The following is a 22052-nucleotide window of genomic DNA, read 5'->3' on the forward strand; positions in this document are numbered from 1 at the left end:
CTAGAACGTTGAGTGGCTAGAACGTTGAGTGGCTAGAACGTTGAGTGGCTAGAACGTCGAGTGACTAGAACGTCGAGTGACTAGAACGTCGAGTGACTAGAACGTCGAGTGACTAGAACATCGCGGTCGGGAGCGGCACGACCTTGGCGGCGTTGACGTTCAGCTCGATGATGTTGGTGGCCAGGACCATGGCCTGGCGCTCGTTGACGAACCGCTCGACGTGCGGCTGGCGCTGGTGGTCGCGGTAGGCCACCTCGTCGCGGTAGAGCTCATAGACGATGCGCTGCAGCGGGGCCGACTTGACCGCGTGGCAGGCGTAGATGAGCGTGTCGGGCTCGCCCCGGCGTACGGCCTCGACGGTGAGCTCCGCCAGGCGGTCGAACGCCTCGCCCGAGCCGTCCATGAGGGTGAAGACGGTCAGCATGCCGTAGATGCTCGGTGAGGGCCTGCTGGAGGCCGCCTGCTGCTGAGGCTGGGCCTGCGGGACGGGCGTCCGCGCGGGCTGAGCCTGCGGAGGCTGGCCCTGAGGGGGCTGCTGGGCCCCACGGGAGCCGGTGGCGAACAACTCGGCCCCCGGGTAGCCCGCGCCCGGTGCGGGCATCCCGAAGTCCTGAGGACCGGTCTGCGGCCCGGCGCCGTGCCCGCCGTTCATGATGTAGCCGGTCGAGGGGCCCTGGTCGGGCGGCGGCGCCATCCGGGCGGCGTAGTCGACCGGCTGGTCGCTCGCCCGGTATTCGGCCACCAGATCGCCCAGGCCGGACCTGCGAGGCTGGCCGGGAGGCGGCTGCTGCTGTTGCTGGGGCGGCCCCTGCATCGGCATCTCGGCGACGGGCTGGGGGAAGGGCTCCGACCGAGGGAAGGAGTCCGACGGGAGGAACGGCTCCGAGTGGGGGAAGGAGTCCGGCTGGGGGAAGGGGTCCCGCTCCCGCATGGCCCGGCGGCCATGGGAGGACCGCTCGCCCGACCGCTCGCCCGACCGCTGGCCGGACCGCTCGCCGGACCGCTCGCCGCGGTGGCCCTCGAGCTCGTCGTCCTCGTCGTCGTCCTCGTACGGCGCCAGGGGGCGCAGCACGGCGTACCAGATGCCCGCGGCGGCCACCAGGAACAGCGCGGTGGCGAAGACGCCCGGCACCGCGAACCTCATCGCCCCGATGATCGCGATGCCCGAGGGCGCGATGACCAGGACCGCGTGCAGGTTGTCGGTGTCGAGTTCGTCACCGTTGCGCCAGCGCAGCCCCGCGATCACCATGGCCGCCAGCATGATCAGCCCGGCGATGGAGTGCGCGCCGATCAGCAGGTAGCGGGGGATGACGTCCCAGTGCCCTTCGGCAGCGGGGAGCACCTTGCCCATCTCGCTGCCTCCGCTCACCGGGTCGAAGGTGAGCACCACCACGGCGACGACGGTGAACGCGATCCCGAACAGCCAGGCGGCGAATTTCGGCGGCACCTTCTCCGACAGGAGTTGAATCAGTCCGATGGCCAGCCAGAAGGGCGCGAGGAGGGATCCGGTCAGTTGGTAGACCTTGAAGGTGACGTCCCCGAATCCCATCAGGTAGCCGACGCCGATCGCACCGAGCGCCAGGCAGAGCGCGACGGCTGACACGGTCCAGGCGATCAACCACCCCTCAACCTCGTCGCGCAGGCGCCGGACCAGGGCGACTGCGCCGATCGCGGCGAGGAGGGCACCGACAAAGGCTAGGACAGCAACGAGGATCTCCATGGTGACTCCAATGCTGCCGGACTATGCCTCCCAGCCGGTAGCCGAAGAGGGAACGGGTCGGTCCACACGGTATCGGCCGATTACGGCTAGTCATGCCTTCACGAAGCGGATTGTGGAATTTCCGGTTGATTTCTAGAGTGTTCGAGCACGCCGCACCCCTTACCCCTAGGGATACCGGATGCCTGACTCGTGGCCGTTCGCCGGGCTGCTCCCACCAGCGGTCGCTGGTCCCGCCCGGACGAGCGAGCTTGCCGTGCGCGAAGAGATTCCCGATGACCTCCGCATGCTGGTGCTGCACGCCAAGACCGGAGACTCGGATGCCTTTGGCACGCTCTATGACCGATACGTGGATCTTGTCTATCGCTATATCTACTTCCGTGTCGGCTCGCATCCGCTGGCCGAGGATCTCACCAGTGAGACCTTCCTCCGCGCGCTTCGCCGGATCACCGACTTCACCTGGCAGGGCCGTGACTTCGGCGCCTGGCTGGTCACCATCGCCAGGAACCTGGTCACCGATCACTTCAAGTCCGGCCGCTATCGCCTGGAGATCCCGACCGGGGAGGTGATCGACGTCCCGCTTGACGGCCCGCACATCCCGGAGAACGCCGTCGTCACGGCCATCATCAACGACCGGATGCTCCGCGCCGTCCAAGATCTGAACCCCGAGCAGCAGGAATGCGTGGTCCTGCGGTTCCTGCACGGCCTGTCGCTCGCCGAGACCGCGTTGATCATGGGGAAGAAGAGTGGAGCGATCAAAGCACTCCAGTTCCGAGCGATCCGGGCCCTGGCCAGGGCTCTCAAGCACGACCTGGCGTAACCTCCACCAGCGACCTGTCGTTAGGCAGGTGTCACGATCGAATCTTTTGGCGGTGGCGTCAGGGAGCTGTCATGGGTAGGGCGCGCAGATCGCGCGAGCGCGTGCTCGATCACCTAACAGAGCTGCGACGGCTCCCGCTGGGCGGGGGACCGGCCGCCGCCTTCCGCGAACGTCTCCGCGCCGAGCTCCTGTCCGCACAGTCTCTCCCCGAGTCCGTACGGCCGGCCCGCCGTTCCCATCGCCGTCCGGGGCGGCGGCTCTCCTGGCTCTCCCAGCTCGCCACGTTCGGCCTGGCGGCGGCCATGATGCTGTCGGCGTTCGCCACCTATCACGCGCTGCCCGGCGACACGCTCTACCCGCTCAAGCGCGCCGCGGAGAGCACGCTGGTCCGGCTCAGCACCGATGACGTGCAGCGGGCCGAGCGCGAGCTGGTCTCGGCCAAGACCCGGGCGGCCGAGGTCGCCCAGCTGCTCGGCTCGTCCGGCGACGGGCCACTGGTCACCAAGACGCTCAAGGAGATGGAGGAGTCGACCCGGTCCGGCATCAGGAGGCTGGAGCGGGCCGAGCCGCGCTCACCGAAGATCAACCGGTTCGCGCACGACCAGAAGAACATGGTCGAACCAATGCTCGAACGACTGAACGGGGATCAACAGGACAAGGCGACAGGCTACCTCGACTACATAGACGGGCTTGTGGCCCCGCCTAGGTAAGCTGAGGCGCATGTGGCGGCTAATGCGACGACGGCGCGAGGTGGAGGCGGAGATCGCCGGCGAGGCCGCAGCGGCGGCCGCGGTGACGGTGACCCCGACGGAGCCCGACCAGCGGGCGGCCGCCTTCTTCGACGTCGACAACACAATGATGCGCGGCGCCTCCATCTACCACTTCGCCAGAGGCCTGGCGACCCGTGGCCTGTTCACCACCTCCGACCTGTTCAAGTTCGCCCTCGGCCAGGCGGTGTTCCGGCTGCGCGGCAACGAGAACCCCGAGCACATCGCGGTGGCCCGCGAGACCGCGCTGGCGTTCGTCGCGGGCGCGAAGGTCGACGACGTGATCCGGCTGGGCGAGGAGATCTACGACGAGGTCATGTCCGACCGCATCTGGGGCGGCACCCGGGCGCTCGCGCAGAGCCACCTCGACCGCGGCCAGCGGGTCTGGCTGGTCACGGCCACGCCCATCGAGCTGGCCAGGGTCATCGCCCAGCGCCTCGGCCTGACCGGCGCACTCGGCACGGTGGCCGAGACCACCAACGGCGTCTACACCGGGCGGCTGGTCGGCGACCTGCTGCACGGCCCGGCCAAGGCCGAGGCGGTGCGGGCACTGGCCCGCAGAGAGGGCCTCGACCTCACCCGATGCACCGCCTACAGCGACTCGGCCAACGACCTGCCCATGCTGTCGCTGGTCGGCAAGCCGGTGGCCATCAACCCCGACAGCGAGCTGCGCGAGCACGCCAAGAAGCACGACTGGCCGATCAAGGACTTCCGCACCGGCAGGAAGGCGACGCTGACCGCCCTGCCGATCGCCGCGGGCGTCGGAGCGGTGGCCGGCGGCATCGCCGCCGGCATCGCCCTCCGCAGGCACTACCGCTCGACGCAGTAGCCGACCCGGACATCCCTCCAGGGGACCTCGGCCACGACGGACCGTCAGCCGAACCGCGCAGGGGCTCTACCGCAGGCTGGCGAAGAGCCGCTCCGCCGCCGGTTGCGCCCACACGACCCGGTTCTGGTCGTCCGGATCGGGCTTCCAGGGGACCGTGACGAAGGTCATCTTGCTCTTCTCCAGCGTGCCGGCGATGCCGAGCATGGTGTCGAGGTCGAACTCCGGGTCGGTCTTGATCGACTTGCTGACGGTGGTGAGGAAGTCCCGCATGGCCGCCGGATCCTTCAGCCGCTGCTTGGCCTTCTTCAGCATCGACATCATGAGCCCCTGCTGGCGCTTGATGCGCTGGATGTCCGACCCGTCGCCGTAGTGACGCAGCCGGATGTAGCCCAGCGCCTGCTTGCCGTTGAGCACCTGCTTGCCCGCCGGGAGCCTCAGCTTCGCGTTCTTGTCGTCCACCGCCCTCGGCAACGTGACCTCAACCCCGCCGAGGGCGTCGACGACATCCTCCACTCCGGAGAACTCGACCTCCATCATGTGGTCGATGCGCACCTTGGTCAGCGTCTCGACCGTCTTCACCGAACAGGCGAGACCGCCGGTGCCGAACGCCTGGTTGATCATGTCCCTCCTGGACGGCTGGGACCCGCAGGCGGGGATCCGCACCATCGAGTCCCTGGGGAAGGAGAGGATCGTGGCCTTCGTCCGGTCGGCCGGCAGATGCAGCAGCAGGATGGTGTCGGATCGGGCTCCGTTGTCGAACCTGTCCGAACCTCCCTGGCTGTCGCTGCCGACCAGCAGCACGTTCAACACGCCGCTCGCATTGGCCGGGCGGGCACCCGCCGGCTGATTCTCGGTCCGCCGGCCCGCCAGCATCAGCGTGGGCACGGCGACCGTGGCCACCGTGGCCATGGTGGCCACCGCGACGAGGCCCGTCAGCAGCCACGTCAGCCGCCTGCGCCGCGGTCTGGCCTGGAGCAGGCGCTGCCGCTGGCGGACCAGTGTCGCCGGAGGCTGGTGTTCGAGCTCCCTGCCGAGGTCGCGGAGCATCTTCAGGTCGTCCATCGTCACTCCTCCTCAAGCATCGGGTTGGTGTCGCCGAGCGCCGCGCGTACCTTCCGCCTGCCCCTGTTGAGGCGGGAGCGTACGGTGCCGATCGGGATGCCGAGCGCCTGCGCGACCTCCTCGTACGTCAGATCGCCCCAGGCGATCAACAGGAGTACGTCGCGGTCCTTGGCGGGCAGGGCGGCCAGCGCGCTGGCCAGTTCGGGACGCGACGCCTGGGCGGTCACCCCGGCGGCCACACGGTCGGCCGGGGACTCCACGTCGGCGTCGACAGGGGCGCGTTGCAGGGCGCGGTAGCGGGCCGCCTCGGTGCGGTGGTGCCGGGAGACGAGCTTGGTCAAGATGCCGAAGAGCCACGGCCGGGCGTCTGGATAGCTCGGGTCGTAGCTCTTCCTGCGGGAGAAGGCGACCAGGAACGTCTCGCCGACGATGTCCTCGGCGGGCTCGGGGCCCAGCCGTTTGGAGACGTACCTGTAGAGCATGGCGGAGTAGCGGTCGAAGAGCTCGGCGAACACTTCTGGATCGGTCAGCGAAGCGTTCACGAGGTCGGCGTCCGCACCCCTGGTGGCGGGTTGCGTGATCATCTCCGCCCTTCTGCGGGGGAAGTCGGTCAGGGATGTATCACCACAACCCGCCAATCAGGTTCACAGTGGTTCGCGTTCAGCGGGCCGCCGCAAGCCGCGGAGTTTACGCAGTTTGCGCTTACACCTCCTTGACGCAGCCTCCGTCGATCACGATGTCGGCGCCCGCCGTGCTGCCGGAGCGGGGCGAGACCAGGAGCGCGATCGCGTCGGCGACCTCCTGGGGGGTGACCAGGCGGCCGGTCGTCAGTTTCATCATCTCCGGGGCCACCTTGGTGATCACGCTGTCCCGGTCGGCGCCGACCATGCCCCCGAAGACGTCAGCCGCGCCGCCCTCGTCGGTCCACCAGGGGGTGAGCACGGGCCCGGGAGAGACGGTGTTGACCCGGATGCCCTGCGGGCCGTACTCCTCGTCGACCGCCTTGCTGACGAAGGTGAGGGCCGACTTGGCCGCGCCGTAGTCCATGTTCACCGCCGAAGGCTGCCGGGCGCTGACGGAGGAGACGTTGACGATCGAGCCGCCGCCACCCTCCAGCATCACCGGTACGGCGGAGCGGATCATCCGGATGGCCGAGAACAGGTTGAACTCGAACATCGCCCGCCAGGTCTCGTCGTCCGAGGTCATGAACCCGGCATGCGGCAGCGTCACGCCGGGCGGCGGGCCACCGGCGTTGTTGACCAGGATGTCCACCCGTCCGAACTCCTCGACCGCGCGGGCGACCACCTCGGCCGGCGCCTGGGGGTTCATCAGGTCGACCGGCACGTGCACCGCCTTGTCGGGCAGCTCGAGGGTGCGGGTCCTGGAGGCCGCGACGACGTGGGCGCCCTCCTCGATCAGTGTCTTGGTCACGGACAGGCCGATGCCCTTGGACGCTCCGGTGACGATGGCGACGCGGCCGGTAAGTTGCAGATCCATAGTTTTCCTTCGCTTGCGGTGTTGTCTCAGCCGGAGAACACCGCAAGCCCGCTACTGGTTGCAGGTGCAGCGGGGACCATCGAGAAAGTGCAGCTCACCGTGGGCGAAGTCCAGGTGGGCGCGGCGGTTGAGCGTGGGGCACTCGGACGTGGCGATGTACTGGACGATGTCGTGCACGGCCCAGGCCGCGATGACCGTGTTGGTGGCGCCGAACGACCACGGTGTGGGGCCGTGCCCGCCCTCCAGCCGCCGCTCGCGCGACAGCCCGGCCTCACGGGCGTGCTCGAAGCAGGCATGGCAGTGCCCGTCGCGGGGCGACAGCAGCGGGCCCCAGTGGCCGTGCTCGTGGGCGACCGCCGCGCGGCTCATGGCCACCTCCCGTTCGCGGCACCACCGCCAGACCGTGTCGGCCAGCTCGGCGGGCTCGTCGGCGCCGATGAGGACGAGGTCCACCCGCGGCAGGCCGTCGAGGTCGGCCGCACTGGCGACGCGCCGCCGTACGGACACCACCTCGGTCTCGGGCGCGAAGTCGCGCAGCCGCGCGCTGAGCGCGTCGACCTTGGGCACGCCCACGTCCCTCGTCGTGTACGGCAGCTGCCTGTTGAGGTTGTGCAGCTCGACCACGTCGGGATCGACGGCCACGATGCGGCCGACCCCGGCGGCGCCCAGGTGCTGGGCCGCGACGGCCCCGATGCCGCCCACGCCGAGGAGCATGATCGAGCAGGCGGCGATCCGCGACTGGAGCTCGCGCGCGTCGGGGGCGAACAGCGTCAGGTAGCCGTGCTGGCGGGCGAGCCGGCCCATGGACTCGGCCGGCGACTGCGGCGGCTCCGAGGTGAGCCACCCCATGTGCGTCAGCGCCGCCACCAGGTCGGCCAGCAGCCGGTCCGCGTGGATCTCACTGTCGTCGACACCGCCCCGGAGCAGCGTGACCGCCTGCTCGACGCGGTCGAGGTCGCCCCGCAGCGATAATCCGTCACGTGAGCCGGTCGACAGGATCACCTGGTCGCCGGCGTTCGTGACGAGCACGGAGTCGACGAGCCGTCTCATGCACGCTCCCTAGGTGTCGAACCCATGGGTGTCCAGCCGCCGTCTTGCCTTGCTCGGTTTCCCCATCCTTGATGGCTTGACCGATCATGTCAAGATTCTGTTGAGATCAGAAAAATGGCGGAAAGGCGGGGCCGCGGCGCAGCCTCAGCTCGTTGAGCATTTGCTGGATGATCTCGCGGATGTGATCGGTGAGGTTGAACACCAGCACCGGATCGTCGGCGTCCGCCGCGTCGTACTCGTCGGTGCGGACGGGCTCCCCGAACTGGATCATCCACTTCGACGGCAGCGGCACCAGGCCGAGCGGGCCGAGCAGCGGGAAGAGCGGGGTGATCGGCAGATAGGGCAGACCGAGCAGCCTGGCCAGCGACGGCAGATCGCCGATCTTGGGGTAGATCTCCTCGGCGCCCACGATGGCCGTGGGCAGGATCGGCACCCCGGCGCGGATCGCCGACGCGACGAACCCGCCGCGCCCGAAACGCTGCAGTTTGTAGCGCTCGGAGAACGGCTTGCCGACGCCCTTGAACCCCTCGGGGAACACCCCGACCAACTCGCCCTTGCGCAGCAGCCGGTCGGCGTCCTCGCGGCAGGCCAGCGTGTGGCCGGTCTTGCGCGACAGGTGGGCGAGCATCGGGAGCTGGTAGACCAGGTCGGCGCCGAGCAGCCGCAGCGCCCGGTCCGCCTCATCGTGCAGCGCCACCTGCATCATCAGCGCGTCGACCGGCAGCGTGCCCGAGTGGTTGGCCGCGACCAGCGCGCCGCCCTCTGCGGGCACGTTCTTCAGATCGACGGTCTCGACCCTGAACCAGTGGTGGTAGAGGGGCCTGATCAGCTCCAGCAGCACCTTGTCCGTCAGCTCGGCGTCATAGCCGAACTCGTCGACCTCGTAGTCGCCGGTGACGCGCCGGCGGATGAAGGCCAGCAGCCTGGCGAGGGGCTCCGGCTCCTCGAAGGAGGGTGCCGAGCTGATGGGGATGACGCGGGCCTCGTCGTCGGGAACGCTCAATGCCGCACACCTCCGAGCGGGTGCAGCCCCCGCGAGAGCAGAAAGTCGTCGAAAGCCGCTCCGGTGGTGAACTTGGGCTTCCAGCCCAGCTCGGTCTCCAGCCTGGAGCAGTCGACCGCCCGGCCGTAGCTCATCAGCCGGACCTGCTCGGGCGAGTAGTCGACCAGTCCGATGCGGCGCGCGGCGTCGCCCAGCATGCGGAAGGCGGGCGCGAACAGCGGCAGCGACGGCCGCCCCGCCCGGCGCGCGCACTGCGACAGCAGCAACACGCCTGCCCCGGCCACGTTGTACGTGCCGGGGTGGTCTTCGGTCGCCATCCGCCGCAGCACCTCGACCGCGTCGTCCTCATGGACGAACTGCAGCCGCGGGTCGAAGCCGAACACGGTCGGCAGCACCGGCTGGGTGAAGTAACGGGTGAGCGGCGAGTCGACGCCAGGACCCATGAAGTTGGCGAAACGCAGCAGCGAGACCGTCATGTCGGGCCGACGGCGCGCGAAACCGCGCACGTAGCCCTCCACCTCGACCGCGTCCTTGGCGTAGCCGTGGCTCGGGCTGTCGTGCGGCTCCAGCTCTTCTGTGAACACCGCCGGATCCCGTGGCGACGAACCGTAGACGGCGGTGGTCGAGCGGACCACCACGCGCCGCACGGTCGCCGACCGCTGGCAGGCACCGAGCAACTGCATGGTGCCGATGACGTTGTGCTCCTTCATCACGGCCCTGCCCGCGCTCCGCGACGGAGCGCTGACCAGGCTCATGTGCACAACGGTGTCGATGTCGGCAGCCGCGATCACCTGGGCGATGTCGGGGCTGCGCAGATCGACCCGGACGAACTCCGTCCGGCCGAGGGAGATGCCGCCATCTCGCGTCAGCGAGGGGGGCGGCACGGTGTCCACTCCGATGACGCGACTGATGTCCGGGTCGGCGGCGAGCACGCTCGCCATCCGAGCGCCCACGTGGCGCGAGACCCCGGTGACGAGCACGGTGTGGGTCATCAGCGCCTCGCAGCTGCGTCTGTTACTTCTTGTTGCGCCGCTGGATGCGCGTCTTCTTGAGCAGCTTGCGGTGCTTCTTCTTGGCCATCCGCTTGCGGCGCTTCTTGATCACAGAGCCCACGGGACCCCCAGGTACTGATAGCAGATCTGAACCGATGCGCGAGCGCACACCGGATCACAGACTACCGGCGATCGGCTGTGGATCGCCCCCTGGGGGTGAGCCCGGCCGCTCGGCGGCGGCCGGGCATCTCCCACGACGGCATTCACGGCGTGTGGCATACGCCGCTACCTCAAGATCTACCCTGCCTCGATGTAGGCCTCCCGCAGATAGTCGTGGACCGCCTGCTCGGGCACCCTGAACGACCGGCCGACTCGGATGGCCGGCAGCTCGCCAGAGTGCACCAGGCGGTACACCGTCATCTTGGACACCCGCATGACCGTGGCCACTTCCGCCACCGTCAGGAACTTCACCTCACTGAGAGGTCTTTCGCCTGCACCCATCGGACGCCTCTTCCGCACGTGTTTACGGGTTATCCCCACTGGTGCCACTGCTCACGCACGTGTACTGCCGTCAGCGTAAGTCGGGACTCCGACAGCGCAAACCCCCTATTTTCTCAGCTGACGGAGCTACCTGTCAGCCAAACCAGCAAAGTCGCTGGTTAACACCGGCTTGAGCACCTCGCCTGGCCGTTGGAACTGTCCAACTTGTCACACATAAGAGTCGCCCAGGCCCCCTCAAAAGTTGGCAAAGGGACTGCGAGCCTCTCGGAATGCAGGCGCGAAAAGACGGTATGAGGATGACCGAATTGAACTCAAAGGGCCTGTGAGGCTCCTGTGACCAGATGGGCGATCAGCGGCTCGTAGTAGCGCGGTAGCACGTTGTCATCCAGGGGTACGACCACGTCGATCTTGCCCTCGGCCTCGCCGAGGAAGAGGCCGGGGTCGTTGCTGTCGGCGAACGCCACCGTCGGCACACCCGCCTCTCCGGCCGCTCCCGCCCAGCCGTGGTCGGCGATGACGAGGTCCGGCGTGACCTCGCCCAGCACGGTCAGCATCCGCTCCATCGGGGCGGAGTCGTGGGTGTGCACGAACCCGCCCTTGTCATCGAGCATGGCGATGTCCTGGAGGTAGCGGATCTTACGTGCGCGTCCGAATCCCGACCCGGAGTAGGTCCAGCCCTCGGCCGGCGTCAGCAGCGTCGCCCCGCGCTCCACGGCGAACCGGGCGAGCGCCAGGTGGACGGCGAGCAGGCCCGTAGGGTGCCCGGTGGCGAACAGCAGGCGCGGCTTGTCCCGCGACAGCACACCGGCGATCCGCTCGGCCATGGCGTCGAGCGCGTCGATCGTCAGGTCGGGGTCGATGGTGTCCTGGCCCCAGCGGTGTCCCGCGTCGGCCTGCACGCCCGCCGACTTGGCCATCTGCGCGAGGACGTCCCGGAACGACCACGGCTGTTCGAGGGTCAGTCCCAGCAGGTAATAGGGATCGCGGTTGGCCACCGAGCTGTAGTGGTCGAGATTGTTCTCGCGCGGAGTCGCGACCTCACCGGCGATCCGGGTGCGGACCAGGTGTTCGCGGAGTTGGTCGCGGCTGAGCACAGCTCTCCCTAAGGCATCGGGTCGAGGCCGTGCAGGGGGAAGACCGCCTGTCGGGTCGCCATGACCGCACGGTCGATGGGGTCTGCTGGGTCATAACCACCAGATAGGTCACGAAATTCCGGATTTCGGCCGTCGGTCATGGTCAGCGGGGCCGTCTCGCCCGTCCGTTCCCGTACGAACGCCCGCCAGGCCGGGGGTGTCTGGGTGGCCGGGTCGAGCGGATGCCCGGACAGCTCGGCGATCAGGTGCGTCCAGGCCCGCGGCACCACCTGGACCAGCTCGTAGCCGCCCCCGCCCGTCGCGAGCCACCGGCCACCGGCAGTCTCGTGCGCCAGCCGGTGCAGGGCGGCGTAGGCGGTGCGCTGCCCGTCGAGGCTGAGCATCAGGTTGGCGAGCGGGTCGAGCGCGTGACTGTCGCAGCCGTGCTGGGTCACCAGGATCTCCGGCCGGAACTCGCGCAGCAGCGGGGGCACGACCGCGTCGAAGGCCCGCAGCCAGCCCTCGTCTCCGCAGCCCGCGGGCAGCGCCACGTTGACCGCCGTGCCCTCCGCGCCCGTCTCTCCTGGGTACCCGGTGCCGGGGAACAGCGTGCGCGGGCTCTCGTGCAGGCTGATCGTCAGCACCCGGGGGTCGTCGTAGAACAGCGCCTGCACACCGTCGCCGTGATGCACGTCGACGTCCACGTAGGCGATGCGGCCGACCCCCTGCGCGAGCAGCCAGGCGATGGCCAGCGCCGGATCGTTGTAGACGCAGAAGCCGCTGGCGTTACCGGCCATCGCGTGGTGCAGACCGCCGGCGACGTTGACCGCGTGCTCGGCCGTGCCCTCCCAGACCGCGCGGGCGGCCGCGAGCGTCGCGCCCGCGATGAGCGCGGAGGCATCGTGTACGCCCTTGAAGGCCGGATTGTCGGTCGTGCCGAGCCCCACGGACAGGTCGGCCCCACCGGAGGCGGAGACGCGCTTGACGGCCTCGATGTAGTCGCGCCGGTGCACCATGGCCAGTTCGTCGTCGGTGGCGGGCACGCAGCCGACCACCTCGACCTTGTCCAGCACGCCGAGCTCACGGGCCAGCGCCATCGTCAGCTCCACCCTGACGGGCGCCAGCGGATGGCTCGGCCCGAAATCGTAGGAAGTGAGAGCATCGTCCCAGATGGCCCGTGCCGTAGAACTCATTCCCGCTCCCGTCCCTCGCCCTTGGAGCGACGTTACCGCAGCGTCAACTGGCGGCGTCCATACGGTGACGGGGGCTGTTCCGGCGAAATATCGTCGTTTTTGAATAAGTGCCGCATAGGGTTGGATCATGCGCTTCATGCGTCGCGTCACGGCCGCATGGCGCTTCTTCAAGCGTCCGCGCGTCTTCGACATCACGCTGGTGACCGTGCTCGCCGGGGCCGCGAGCGTCGGCCTGGTCTCCGTGCTGCGCCAGGGCTACCCGGACGTCGGCGAGGGCGCCGTCCTCTTCATCCTCAGTACGTTGCCGCTGCTGTTACGGCGGAGCCGGCCCGTCACGGTCGCCGCGATCGAGACCGCCGGTGACGTCTTCGGCATGGCCGCCGGCATCGTGGCGGCGGCCAACATCTCCTCGATGATCGCCTTCTACAGCGTGGGTCGCTACACCCCGGGCAGGACCGCCGCGCTCACCGCCGCCGGCGGGGGCGTGGTCTACGGCCTGGCCAACCACCTGATCAGGCCGATGCCCGGCTCTTGGATGGCCGGGTTGTACCCGCTGGCCCCCCTAGTCGTCGGGCAGCTCGTCAGGGTGCGCGCCGAGCTCAGGGAGCGCGGCCAGCGAGAGGCCACCGAGAGCGCGGTCCGCGCCGAGCGGCGGCGCATCGCCAGAGAGCTGCACGACGTCGTGGCCCACCACATCAGTGTCATCAACGTGCTGGTCGGCGGCGCCAGAGCCACCCTGCCGCCGAGCGAGGACGTCGCCCATGACGCCCTGGCCGGGGCGGAGCGGACCGCGCGCCAGGCGCTGGCGGAGATGCGCCAGCTCCTCAACGTGCTCAGGGCCGATGACCCGGTCGGGGTGGGCGGCGTGCTCACCACGGACGGGCTGGTCCGGATCGAGGGGGGCGCCGACGCCGCGACCGGGGTGGGCGCCGCCCGGCTGCCGGCGCTGGTCCAGGAGGCCGCGAGCGCCGGGCTGCCCGCGAGCCTGACCGTGATCGGCGAGCCCGTCACGCTGCCGGCGGCCGTCGACCACGCCGTCTACCGGATCGTGCAGGAGGCGCTGACCAACACCCGCAAGCACACCGTGGGGGCGCGGGCCAGCGTCCGCCTGGCGTACGAGAGCGAGGCGGTCGAGGTGGAGGTCGTCGACGACGGCCTGCCCGCGGCGAGCGGCCGGACCGCCCCGCCCCCGGGGTTCGGGCTGGACGGGATGGCCGAGCGTGTGGCGCTGTGCGGCGGCCTGCTGCGTACGGGCCCCCGCCTGGAGGGCGGCTTCCTGGTGCAGGCCCGCATTCCCCTGGAGACGACATGATCACCGTACTGCTGGCCGACGACCACGCGCTGGTGCGCAAGGGCTTCCAGCTCATGCTCGACGCCCAGCCGGACATGCGCGTGGTGGGCCAGGCGGCCGACGGCGCGGAGGCGGTCGCGCTGTGCGGGCGGCTGCGCCCGGACGTGGTGCTCATGGATTTGCACATGCCGGGCCTCGACGGGGTACGCGCGACCGAGCGGATCACCGTGGAGTCGCCCGGTGTGCGGGTGCTCGCGCTGAGCACGTTCGACCTGGACGAGAACGTGGTGGCGGCCCTGCGGGCGGGCGCCGCCGGGTTCCTGCCCAAGGACGTCTCCCCAGAGGAGCTGGTCGAGGGCGTCCGCGTGGTGCACCGGGGAGAGTCCGCCGTGGCGCCGCGCCTGCTGACTCGCCTGATCGGCACGTTCGTACGGGCGGCGCGACCGCGCCGCCGGGCGGCTCCCACGAAGCTGGACGGGCTGACCGAGCGTGAGCGCGAGACGCTCGTCCTGATCGCCCGTGGCAGGTCCAACGCGGAGATCGCCGAGGAGCTGGACGTCTCCCCCTCGACCGTCAAGAACCACGTGACGAACCTGTTCGCCAAGATCGGCGTCCGGGACCGGGCTCAGGCGGTGATCGTGGCCTACGAGGCGGCGCTGATCACCCCTGGAGAGTAGGAGCAGGGTCCCAGAGGCCGCGTCCGCGAACGGTCCTCCAGCAGGAAGAAACCCCGTTCCCGGACGGCCACGCTTGAGTCATGACCGCGATCCGGGTAACGAACCTGAGCAAGCGCTACGGCGGCACCGTGGCCGTGGCGGACCTGTCCTTCGACGTCGAGCCCGGCCAGGTGACCGGGTTCCTGGGACCGAACGGCGCCGGGAAGTCGACGACCATGCGCATGATCCTCGGCCTGGACCACCCGTCGGGCGGGTCCGTCCTCGTGGACGGCAGGCCGTACGGGGAGCTGCGGCACCCGCTGCGCAAGGTCGGCGCGCTGCTCGACGCCAAGGCCGTGCACGGCGGGCGCAGCGCGCGCAACCACCTGCTGGCCATCGCGCAGACCAACGGCATCCCGGCGAGCAGGGTGGAGGAGGTGCTGGAGGTGGTCGGCCTGGCCAAGGTGGCCAAGCGGCGGGTCGGCGGGTTCTCGCTCGGCATGGCGCAGCGGCTCGGCATCGCCGCCGCGCTGCTCGGCGATCCGGAGATCCTGCTCTTCGACGAGCCCGTCAACGGGCTGGACCCGGACGGCATCCTGTGGATCCGCACGTTCATGCGGAAGCTGGCCGCCGAGGGGCGCACGGTGTTCGTCTCCAGCCACCTGATGAGCGAGATGGCGCAGACGGCCGACCACCTGGTGGTGATCGGCAAGGGCGCGTTGATCGCCGACACGAGCATGTCGGAGTTCATCGGGCGCAGCTCTCAGTCGTACGTACGGGTGCGCTCGCCCCGCCTGGCCGAGGTGGCCGATCTGATCAAGGTCGGTGACCTGCACCCCGACCACCTGAGGGTGACCGGGGTGACGCCGCTGGAGATCGGCACGATCACCGCGCGGGCCGGCCTGCCGCTGGAGGAGCTGACGCTCGTCCAGCCCTCGCTCGAAGCGGCCTACATGGAGCTCACCAAGGACAGTCTGGAGTACTCATCGTGATCGACATTTTCCGGTCCGAATGGACCAAGATCCGCTCTGTCCGCTCGACGGTGTGGACCCTGGCCATCACCGCCGTGCTGATGCTGGGCTTCTCCGTCCTTCTCAGCGTCACGACCAAGAACATGGCCGACGGGCCGGTCCCGGGCTCGCAGGCGATCGTGTTGAGCCTGACCGGTGCGATGATGGCCTCGATCTCCATGGCCACCCTGGGCGTTCTGGTGATCTCCAGCGAATACCGCACCGGGGGCATCCGCACCTCGCTCATGGCCGTGCCCCAGCGCATGCGCCTGCTGACCGGCAAGATCGTGGTGTTCGTCGCGGTGTCGCTGGTCGTCTGCCTGGCCGCGTCGGCCGTCGCGTTGGGTGTCGGCGTGGCGATCTCCCAGCCGCCGTCCATCGAGATGGGGGAAGCGGTTCGGGCTTCGCTCGGGTCCGGTCTCTACCTGACCACGTGCGGGCTGTTCGGGCTGGGGCTGGGCACGCTGATCAGGCACACGCCGGGCGCGATCGTGTCGGCCATCTCACTGATCATGGTGCTGCCCACGGTCGCGGTCCAGCTCCCGGGCGAGTGGGGCAGGACCGTGGCCGAATACTTCACCACGAACGCCGGCTTGCTGGTCGTGTCCGGCGAGAGCCGCGGCTCCCTGGGCCCGTGGAGCGGGTTCGCGGTCTACCTCGCCTGGGTGGCGGTCGCCATGATCGCGGGCGCCGTGCTGATGCGGCGCCGCGACGCGTGATCACCTCTGATCACACTATTCAGCGCGGAGGGCGATGACCGGGTCCAACCGGCCGGCCCTCCGCGCGGGCGCGACGCCGAAGAACACGCCCACCGCCGCCGAGACGCCGAACGCCAGCGCGACCGACCACCAGGTGACCGAGGCGGGCACCGGCGTGAGCGCCTGGATGGCGAGCGCGCCGCCGACGCCGAGCAGGATCCCGATGACGCCGCCGATCGTCGTCAGCAGCACCGCCTCGATCAGGAACTGGGTCAGCACGTCGCGCTGCCTGGCCCCGAGCGCCTTGCGCAGCCCGATCTCGCGGGTCCGCTCCCGGACGCTGACCAACATGATGTTGGACACGCCCACGCCGCCCACCAGCAGCGAGATGCCGGCGATCGCGGCCAGCACGCCCGTGAGCATGCCGAGCACGCTGCCGATCGTGCCGAGCAGCTGGGTCTGCGTGACGGCCGAGAACTTCTCCCCCGGGTACCTGTCGGTCAGCGCCGCCACGACCCGGCTCTGCAGCGGCTCGATCTCGTCGGGCCCCGACGCGCCGACCGCGATCCCGTTGACCCTGGCGATGCCGAGCAGCCGCTGGGCCGTCGTCACCGGGATGTGCACCTCCTGGTCGCGCGAGACCCCGAAGGTCTGGCCGATCTTGGCGTAGACGCCGACGACCCGGAACCGCGCCCCGGAGATCGTCAGCTGCCGCCCGATCGGATCGAGGTCGCCGAACAGCTTGTCGGCCACCTCGGAGCCGAGCACGGCGACCCGGCGCCGGGTGTCGACGTCGGTCCCGCTCAGGTGGCGGCCCTTGTCGAGGGGGCGGTCGAAGATGTTGGTGAGGTTCTGGTCGGTGCCGACGACGGTGACGAACGCCTCGGTCCCGCCGACCCGTACGGTCTCGCCCGACTGCAGCGACACCGTCACCTTGGCCGGGTCGCCGACCACGCGCCGCACGTACGCGACGTCGGCCAGGTTGAGCTTGCTCTGGGTCGGCGCCGCGCCCACGGTGAGCCGGCCCGGGACGACCAGGATGATGTTGGTGCCGAGGCCGGAGATCTCCTTCTCCACCGCGTCCTTCGCGCCGGTGCCGACGGCCACCAGGATCACCACGGCGAGCACGCCGATGACGACCCCGAGCATGGTCAGCACGCTGCGCATCCGGTTGACCCGCAGCGCCTCCAGCGCCATGCCGAACGCCTCGCGCGCTCTCACTCCTCGCCGCCGTCTGGGTGCCCGGTTCCGGTACGGTCCGCGGTGTCCAGCTCGATCAGCCCATCGCGTACGTGGATCTGCCGCCGGGCGTGCCCCGCGACCTCCGGCTCGTGCGTGACCAGCACCACGGCCACCCCGCTGTCACTGTTGAGCCGGTCCAGTATGGCCATCACCTCGGCGCCGTTGCGAGTGTCGAGATTGCCCGTCGGCTCGTCGGCCAGCAGCACCTTCGGCTCGCCCACCAGCGCCCTGGCGATCGCCACCCGCTGCTGCTCGCCGCCGGACATCTGCGAGGGCCGGTGCTCCATCCGATGCCCCAGACCCACCGCCTCCAGCGCGGCCCGCGCCCTGGCCCGGCGCTCGGCCTTGCCGACCCCTCGGTAGACCAGCGGCAGCGCCACGTTCTCCAGCGCCGTGGTCCTGGCCAGCAGGTGGAACGACTGGAACACGAACCCGATGGTCTTGTTGCGCAGCTCGGCCAGCTGGGTATCGGACAGCTCGGACATCTCCACCCCGTTCACCCGGAGCCGCCCGGAAGTGGGCCGGTCGAGGCAGCCGAGTAAGTGCATCAGCGTGGACTTGCCGGACCCGGACGGCCCGATGATGGCCACGAACTCGCCGCGGCCGATGCTCAGCGACACACCGCGCAACGCCTCCACGGCGACGCCGTCGAGCTGGTAGCGCCTGGTGAGGTCCACGGCTTCCAAGGCGGCGTCCGGCGCGGCGGCGGTCATGGCAGCCGCTGCCCTTGCCGTACCGAGTCCGCGCCCTTGACCACGATCCGGTCACCGACCGCGAGTCCGTTCAGCACCTCGACCACCGCCTCTCCCTGGGCGCCGAGCTTGACCACGCGGCGCTCCGCCGTACCGTTCCTGACCACCCAGACCACGCTCTCGCGCCCGCTGGAGACGATCGCCGAGGCGGGGGCCGCGATGGCGGCGGGCGACTCACGGACCGTCAGCCGCGTCACCGCGCTCATACCCGGTTTCGGGGTGGGTGCCGCGGCGCCGTCGTCGAACCGGCCGGCGCCGAGCGTGAGCTGCACCGGATAGCTGACGCCGCCCGTCGTGCCGGGCATCGGGGTCACGCCGACGCCCGTCACCCGCGCGGTGTAGGCCGCACCGGGGACCGCGTCGAGCTCGACCGTGGCCTTGGTGCCCTTCTTGACCAGCAGCACGTCGGTCTCGTCGATGTCGGCGGAGAGGGTGAGCTCCGAAATGTCCGTGACGGTGATGATCGGGTCGCCCGCCGACACGGGAACACCGGTCGCCACCGGCGTGCCGCCGCTCGCCGAGCCGCCGGAGGTGTCTGCGGGCAACTGCTGGCCGCCGGTGGGCAGCTGGCTGAGCAGGCCGTTCAGGCTGCTCGCGGCGCCGCCGCCCGAGGGCCTGCCGAGCGTGACCACCCCGCCGAACGGCGCCTTGACGGTGAGCGACTCCACCGTGCGCTCCGCCGCCTTGACCGCGGCCTTCGCCTGGGACTTGGAGGCCTCCTGCAACGACGCCATGGACGACGTCAGCCCGCCGAACCCGCTGGTGACCCCGGCCAGCACGCTGTTGATCGACCGGTTGAGCTGCGCTGTGATCGACTTCAGGGCCCTGGTCTGCGCCTTCTGCTGGGCCTCGGCCAGGCCGATGGCGCTGAGCAGCTGCCTGCGGGCCTGGGCGTCGTCGATCTTCTTCGCCTCCCTGCGCGCCCTGGCGAAGTGCCCGGCCACCTTGCGGTCGAACGCGCCGGTGTCGAAGGAGGCGAGCCGGACGTTCGGGCGGCCCAGGCTCGGGGTCGCGGGCGCGGCCGACTTCGACGCCCGCCGGGCCTGTTTGAGCTGGTCCTGGGCCTGCGGCGAACGGATCTTGGCCACGATCTGGCCCTCGCGCACGTGGTCGCCTTCGCGTACGTACAGGTGGGCGATCGTGCCCTGGGCGGGCGAGCGGAGGGTGGCCGTGGCGCGGGCGCCGATGGTGGCGGGCGCCTCGACGACCTCGGTGACAGGGGCGCGCTTGACGTCGGCCAGTTGTACGGCGGCCGGTGCCTCGGCTGAGCAGCCGGTCAGCGCGAGCAGGACGAGCAGCGGGGGGATGCCGCGACGGATCGTCACCCGACCCATCGTAGGAGCAGGGTGCCCGGGGTGACTTGGGCCTCCCGAACTCGGCCCGGACCCCCAGCCCCGGACTCACCCCGGACCTAGCCGGAGGCCGGCTCGCGGCTCAGCCCGAAGCTCAGCCCGAGGCCAGCTCGCGGCTCCGGTCGCGGGCGGCCTCGATGGCGGCCAGGAAGGCGGCGCGGACGCTGTGGCGTTCGAGCTCGGCGATCGCCGCGATCGTGGTGCCGCCGGGCGAGGTGACCGCCTCGCGAAGGATCACCGGGTGCTCGCCCGAGTCGCGCAGCATCACCGCGGCGCCGACGATCGACTGGGTGACCATGTCGAGCGCGGCGGCCCTGGGCATGCCGAGCAGGATCCCCGCGTCGACCATGGCCTCGACCAGGTAGAAGAAGTAGGCGGGCCCGCTGCCCGACAGCGCGGTGGCCGCGTCCTGCTGCGACTCGGGGATGCGCAGCACCTTGCCGACCGGCTTGAGCAGGTCCTCGGTGTGCTTGAGGTGCTCCTCGCGCGCGTGGGCGCCCGCCGAGATCACGCTCATCGCCTCGTCGAAGCGGATCGGCGTGTTGGACATCACCCTGACGACCGGCACCTCGACGCCGAGACGCTGCTCGACGAAGGCGCTGGTGATGCCCGCGGCGGCGGTGATCACCAGGCGGTCGGCGGGGACGTAGGGGGCGATCTCGGCCAGCAGAGCCGCCATGTCCTGCGGCTTGACCGCCAGGATGATCGTCTCCGCGGCCTTGGCGGCCTCGGTGTTGGTCACGGTCCGCACGCCATAGGCCTCGCGCAGCGCCTGCGCCCGCTCCGGGCGGCGTACCGTCGCCAGGATGTCGCTCGGATCGAACCCCGCTCGCAGCAGGCCGGACAGGAGGGCCTCGCCCATCTTGCCCGTGCCCAGAATCGCAATCACCCCGGTAGCCTACCGAGCCGGTGCCGGCTGACCGGCGACCGGGCGAAGCTGGTGCCGTCTCACCAGAGCTAGCGCCGGCTCACCAGCGACCGGGCGAAGAAGGCCAGGTTGCGCGGGCGCTCGGCGAGGCGGCGCATGAGGTAGGCGTACCAGTCGGCGCCGTAGGGCACGTAGACGCGCACCTGCGCGCCGAGCCCGGCCAGACGGGCCTGCTCGGCGGGCCGCACGCCGTACAGCATCTGATACTCGAAGCCCGTCGCGTCCCGCCCGGTGAGCACGGCCAGCGCTGAGGCGATCTCCACCAGCCGCGGATCGTGTGTGGCGACCATGGGGTAGCCGGTGCCCGCCATCAGCACCTTGAGGCAGCGCACGAACGACCGGTCGATCTCGGCCCGGGAGGTGAGGGCGCCGGGCGCGCTGTAGGCGCCCTTGCAGAGCCGCACCCTGGCGCCGTCGAGCCTCTCGCAGCGCTCACGGGCGTCCGGCAGGTACGCCTGCACCACGATGCCCACATCGGGATGCTCCTTGCGCAGCGTCGCGTGCACGGACTCGAGCCTGGCGATCGTGTCGTGCTCCTCGGCGTCGAGAGTGAGCGTCACTCCCCTGGCCGCGGCGGCCTCGCAGACGGTGGCCGCGTTGTCGAGCGCGAGCTGCTCGGACAGCCGCAGCCCCAGCGCGGTCAGCTTGACCGACACGTCGGCGTCCCGGGGCAGCCGGCCGAGCAGCGCGAGGTAGTCCCGGACCGAGTGCTCGGCCTGCGCCCGGTCGGTGACGTCCTCGCCCAGGCGGGCGACGGTGACGAGCAGCCCGTCGCGGGTCAGCCGGGCGACGACCTGGCCGACGTCGTCGGCGACGTAGCGCCTGACCACGTCTCTGGTCAGCGGCGAGGTGGTGACGACCCGTTCGACGAGGTCGCTCCTGGATACGGCTAGCAGGGCCTGACGCAGCACATATTCCACCCTAACTTCGCCGGCGCGATACCCGCCGGATTCGGCAGCTGAACCTGCGAGCCGTCCCATTCGTCCAAGAGGTATGCGCACAATGACAGCGACTCTTCTGGCCGGATGTCTGGTGCTTGCGACGAGTTGCGGGGCCCCGGCGCCTGCCAAGCAGGCCACCGCCCCAGCCCCCCGGACGCCGGTCACCACTGACCCCGTGGCCAGTGTTCCCGCTGAGACCACTCCCACGAAGTCTCCGAAACCGGTCAAGCCCACGGGCGACACCATCAACACGCACAAGGTCCGCTGGACCAAGGCGCAACCGACGTCCCACGGCCGCGAGCTCAAACTCACCTGGTGGTCGGGCGTGGCCCCGTGCACCGTCCTCGACCGGGTGAAGGTCAAGGAGACGCGCAAGAGCGTCAAGGTCACCCTGTACGAGGGCACCGCCCCGAAGGCCAAGGACGTCGCCTGCATCATGATCGCGGTGGAGAAGACGACGACGGTCAAGCTCAAGGCCCCGCTCGGCAAGCGCAAGATCCTGGACGGCGCCAAGCCCTGAACCTCCCGACAGACCCCGGCACACGACCCTCGTCGCGCCGCTGCCGGTCAGTTCCGGGCTGGGGACTCTCAGGGGGAATGACCAGACCCCGGCACACGACCCTCGTCGCGCCGCTACCGGTCAGTTCCGGGCTGGGGACTCTCAGGGGGAATGACCAG

General features: G+C 70.1%; 24 protein-coding genes. 8 read left to right on the top strand and 16 right to left on the bottom strand.

Annotated elements, in window-relative coordinates; genetic code table 11:
- Positions 1–112: 112 nt before the first annotated feature.
- The gene (locus tag AB0H88_RS44630; RefSeq protein ID WP_357655006.1) at positions 113–1720 is read right to left on the bottom strand and encodes an antibiotic biosynthesis monooxygenase; all 1608 of its coding nucleotides are present in this window, start codon (positions 1718–1720) and stop codon (positions 113–115) included.
- 178 nt (positions 1721–1898) lie between these two features.
- On the opposite strand from AB0H88_RS44630, the gene AB0H88_RS44635 reads away from it, so the two are divergent.
- The 3 genes from AB0H88_RS44635 to AB0H88_RS44645 all read left to right on the top strand — a co-directional run bounded on the left by AB0H88_RS44635 (position 1899) and on the right by AB0H88_RS44645 (position 4133).
- A complete protein-coding gene (locus tag AB0H88_RS44635; protein WP_357655008.1) occupies positions 1899–2537 on the top strand; it encodes a sigma-70 family RNA polymerase sigma factor in 639 nt (212 codons plus the stop codon).
- 71 nt (positions 2538–2608) lie between these two features.
- Positions 2609–3247, top strand: coding sequence for a DUF5667 domain-containing protein (locus tag AB0H88_RS44640; RefSeq protein WP_357655010.1), 639 nt, complete (start codon positions 2609–2611; stop codon positions 3245–3247).
- 10 nt (positions 3248–3257) lie between these two features.
- Positions 3258–4133, top strand: a complete 876-nt coding sequence (locus AB0H88_RS44645; RefSeq protein WP_357655012.1) for an HAD-IB family hydrolase — start codon at positions 3258–3260, stop codon at positions 4131–4133.
- Positions 4134–4199: 66 nt separating this feature from the next.
- Here the strand turns inward: AB0H88_RS44645 and AB0H88_RS44650 are convergent, their stop codons facing one another.
- The 10 genes from AB0H88_RS44650 to AB0H88_RS44695 all read right to left on the bottom strand — a co-directional run bounded on the left by AB0H88_RS44650 (position 4200) and on the right by AB0H88_RS44695 (position 12504).
- Positions 4200–5195 carry an LCP family protein gene (locus AB0H88_RS44650; protein WP_357655014.1) on the bottom strand — a complete coding sequence of 332 codons (996 nt, stop codon included), beginning with the start codon at positions 5193–5195 and terminating at the stop codon, positions 4200–4202.
- A gap of 2 nt (positions 5196–5197) precedes the next feature.
- Positions 5198–5779, bottom strand: a complete 582-nt coding sequence (locus AB0H88_RS44655) for a sigma-70 family RNA polymerase sigma factor (RefSeq protein WP_357655016.1) — start codon at positions 5777–5779, stop codon at positions 5198–5200.
- Positions 5780–5897: 118 nt separating this feature from the next.
- Positions 5898–6692 carry an SDR family NAD(P)-dependent oxidoreductase gene (locus tag AB0H88_RS44660; RefSeq protein ID WP_357655018.1) on the bottom strand — a complete coding sequence of 265 codons (795 nt, stop codon included), beginning with the start codon at positions 6690–6692 and terminating at the stop codon, positions 5898–5900.
- Between the two features lie 51 nt (positions 6693–6743).
- Positions 6744–7742 (bottom strand): ThiF family adenylyltransferase, encoded by a 999-nt coding sequence (locus tag AB0H88_RS44665; protein ID WP_357655020.1) that lies wholly within the window; start codon positions 7740–7742, stop codon positions 6744–6746.
- 106 nt (positions 7743–7848) lie between these two features.
- On the bottom strand, positions 7849–8715 hold the full coding sequence (locus AB0H88_RS44670; RefSeq protein ID WP_357655105.1) for a lysophospholipid acyltransferase family protein: 867 nt from the start codon (positions 8713–8715) through the stop codon (positions 7849–7851).
- Between the two features lie 26 nt (positions 8716–8741).
- Positions 8742–9737, bottom strand: coding sequence for an NAD-dependent epimerase/dehydratase family protein (locus AB0H88_RS44675; RefSeq protein ID WP_357655021.1), 996 nt, complete (start codon positions 9735–9737; stop codon positions 8742–8744).
- A gap of 22 nt (positions 9738–9759) precedes the next feature.
- Positions 9760–9858: an AURKAIP1/COX24 domain-containing protein gene (locus tag AB0H88_RS44680; RefSeq protein WP_018654693.1), complete on the bottom strand. Its 99-nt coding sequence runs from the start codon at positions 9856–9858 to the stop codon at positions 9760–9762.
- Positions 9859–10034: 176 nt separating this feature from the next.
- Positions 10035–10238 carry a helix-turn-helix domain-containing protein gene (locus AB0H88_RS44685; RefSeq protein WP_026214222.1) on the bottom strand — a complete coding sequence of 68 codons (204 nt, stop codon included), beginning with the start codon at positions 10236–10238 and terminating at the stop codon, positions 10035–10037.
- Positions 10239–10549: 311 nt separating this feature from the next.
- Positions 10550–11332 (bottom strand): phosphatase, encoded by a 783-nt coding sequence (locus AB0H88_RS44690; protein WP_357655023.1) that lies wholly within the window; start codon positions 11330–11332, stop codon positions 10550–10552.
- A gap of 8 nt (positions 11333–11340) precedes the next feature.
- Entirely contained in the window at positions 11341–12504 is a 1164-nt protein-coding gene (locus AB0H88_RS44695; RefSeq protein WP_357655025.1) for an acetoin utilization protein AcuC, read from the bottom strand.
- 127 nt (positions 12505–12631) lie between these two features.
- Here AB0H88_RS44695 and AB0H88_RS44700 point away from each other — a divergent pair, with 127 nt between their 5' ends.
- The 4 genes from AB0H88_RS44700 (at position 12632) to AB0H88_RS44715 (ending at position 16180) form a co-directional block, all read left to right on the top strand.
- On the top strand, positions 12632–13816 hold the full coding sequence (locus tag AB0H88_RS44700) for a histidine kinase (protein WP_357655027.1): 1185 nt from the start codon (positions 12632–12634) through the stop codon (positions 13814–13816).
- Positions 13813–14472, top strand: coding sequence for a response regulator transcription factor (locus tag AB0H88_RS44705; protein WP_357655028.1), 660 nt, complete (start codon positions 13813–13815; stop codon positions 14470–14472). The genes AB0H88_RS44700 and AB0H88_RS44705 overlap by 4 nt, the downstream gene beginning before the upstream one ends.
- Before the next feature lie 80 nt (positions 14473–14552).
- Positions 14553–15443: an ABC transporter ATP-binding protein gene (locus AB0H88_RS44710; RefSeq protein ID WP_357655029.1), complete on the top strand. Its 891-nt coding sequence runs from the start codon at positions 14553–14555 to the stop codon at positions 15441–15443.
- Positions 15440–16180 (top strand): ABC transporter permease subunit, encoded by a 741-nt coding sequence (locus AB0H88_RS44715; RefSeq protein ID WP_357655030.1) that lies wholly within the window; start codon positions 15440–15442, stop codon positions 16178–16180. The genes AB0H88_RS44710 and AB0H88_RS44715 overlap by 4 nt, the downstream gene beginning before the upstream one ends.
- Positions 16181–16195: 15 nt before the next feature.
- Here the strand turns inward: AB0H88_RS44715 and AB0H88_RS44720 are convergent, their stop codons facing one another.
- From AB0H88_RS44720 to AB0H88_RS44740, 5 genes are all read right to left on the bottom strand, one after another.
- On the bottom strand, positions 16196–17380 hold the full coding sequence (locus tag AB0H88_RS44720; protein WP_357655031.1) for an ABC transporter permease: 1185 nt from the start codon (positions 17378–17380) through the stop codon (positions 16196–16198).
- Positions 17377–18114 carry an ABC transporter ATP-binding protein gene (locus AB0H88_RS44725; protein ID WP_357655033.1) on the bottom strand — a complete coding sequence of 246 codons (738 nt, stop codon included), beginning with the start codon at positions 18112–18114 and terminating at the stop codon, positions 17377–17379. Before AB0H88_RS44725 ends, AB0H88_RS44720 begins: the two co-directional genes overlap by 4 nt.
- Complete coding sequence (locus AB0H88_RS44730) at positions 18111–19478, bottom strand: HlyD family efflux transporter periplasmic adaptor subunit (protein ID WP_357655034.1); 1368 nt, start codon at positions 19476–19478, stop codon at positions 18111–18113. Before AB0H88_RS44730 ends, AB0H88_RS44725 begins: the two co-directional genes overlap by 4 nt.
- 121 nt (positions 19479–19599) lie before the next feature.
- A complete protein-coding gene (gene proC / locus AB0H88_RS44735) occupies positions 19600–20394 on the bottom strand; it encodes a pyrroline-5-carboxylate reductase (protein ID WP_357655036.1) in 795 nt (264 codons plus the stop codon).
- 68 nt (positions 20395–20462) lie between these two features.
- Positions 20463–21344, bottom strand: coding sequence for a proline dehydrogenase family protein (locus tag AB0H88_RS44740; RefSeq protein ID WP_357655038.1), 882 nt, complete (start codon positions 21342–21344; stop codon positions 20463–20465).
- Positions 21345–21549: 205 nt separating this feature from the next.
- Here AB0H88_RS44740 and AB0H88_RS44745 point away from each other — a divergent pair, with 205 nt between their 5' ends.
- On the top strand, positions 21550–21894 hold the full coding sequence (locus AB0H88_RS44745) for a hypothetical protein (protein ID WP_357655039.1): 345 nt from the start codon (positions 21550–21552) through the stop codon (positions 21892–21894).
- The last annotated feature ends 158 nt before the right edge of the window (positions 21895–22052 follow it).

Origin of the sequence: Nonomuraea sp. NPDC050680 (assembly GCF_040654555.1) — a bacterium.
Lineage (GTDB): Bacteria > Actinomycetota > Actinomycetes > Streptosporangiales > Streptosporangiaceae > Nonomuraea.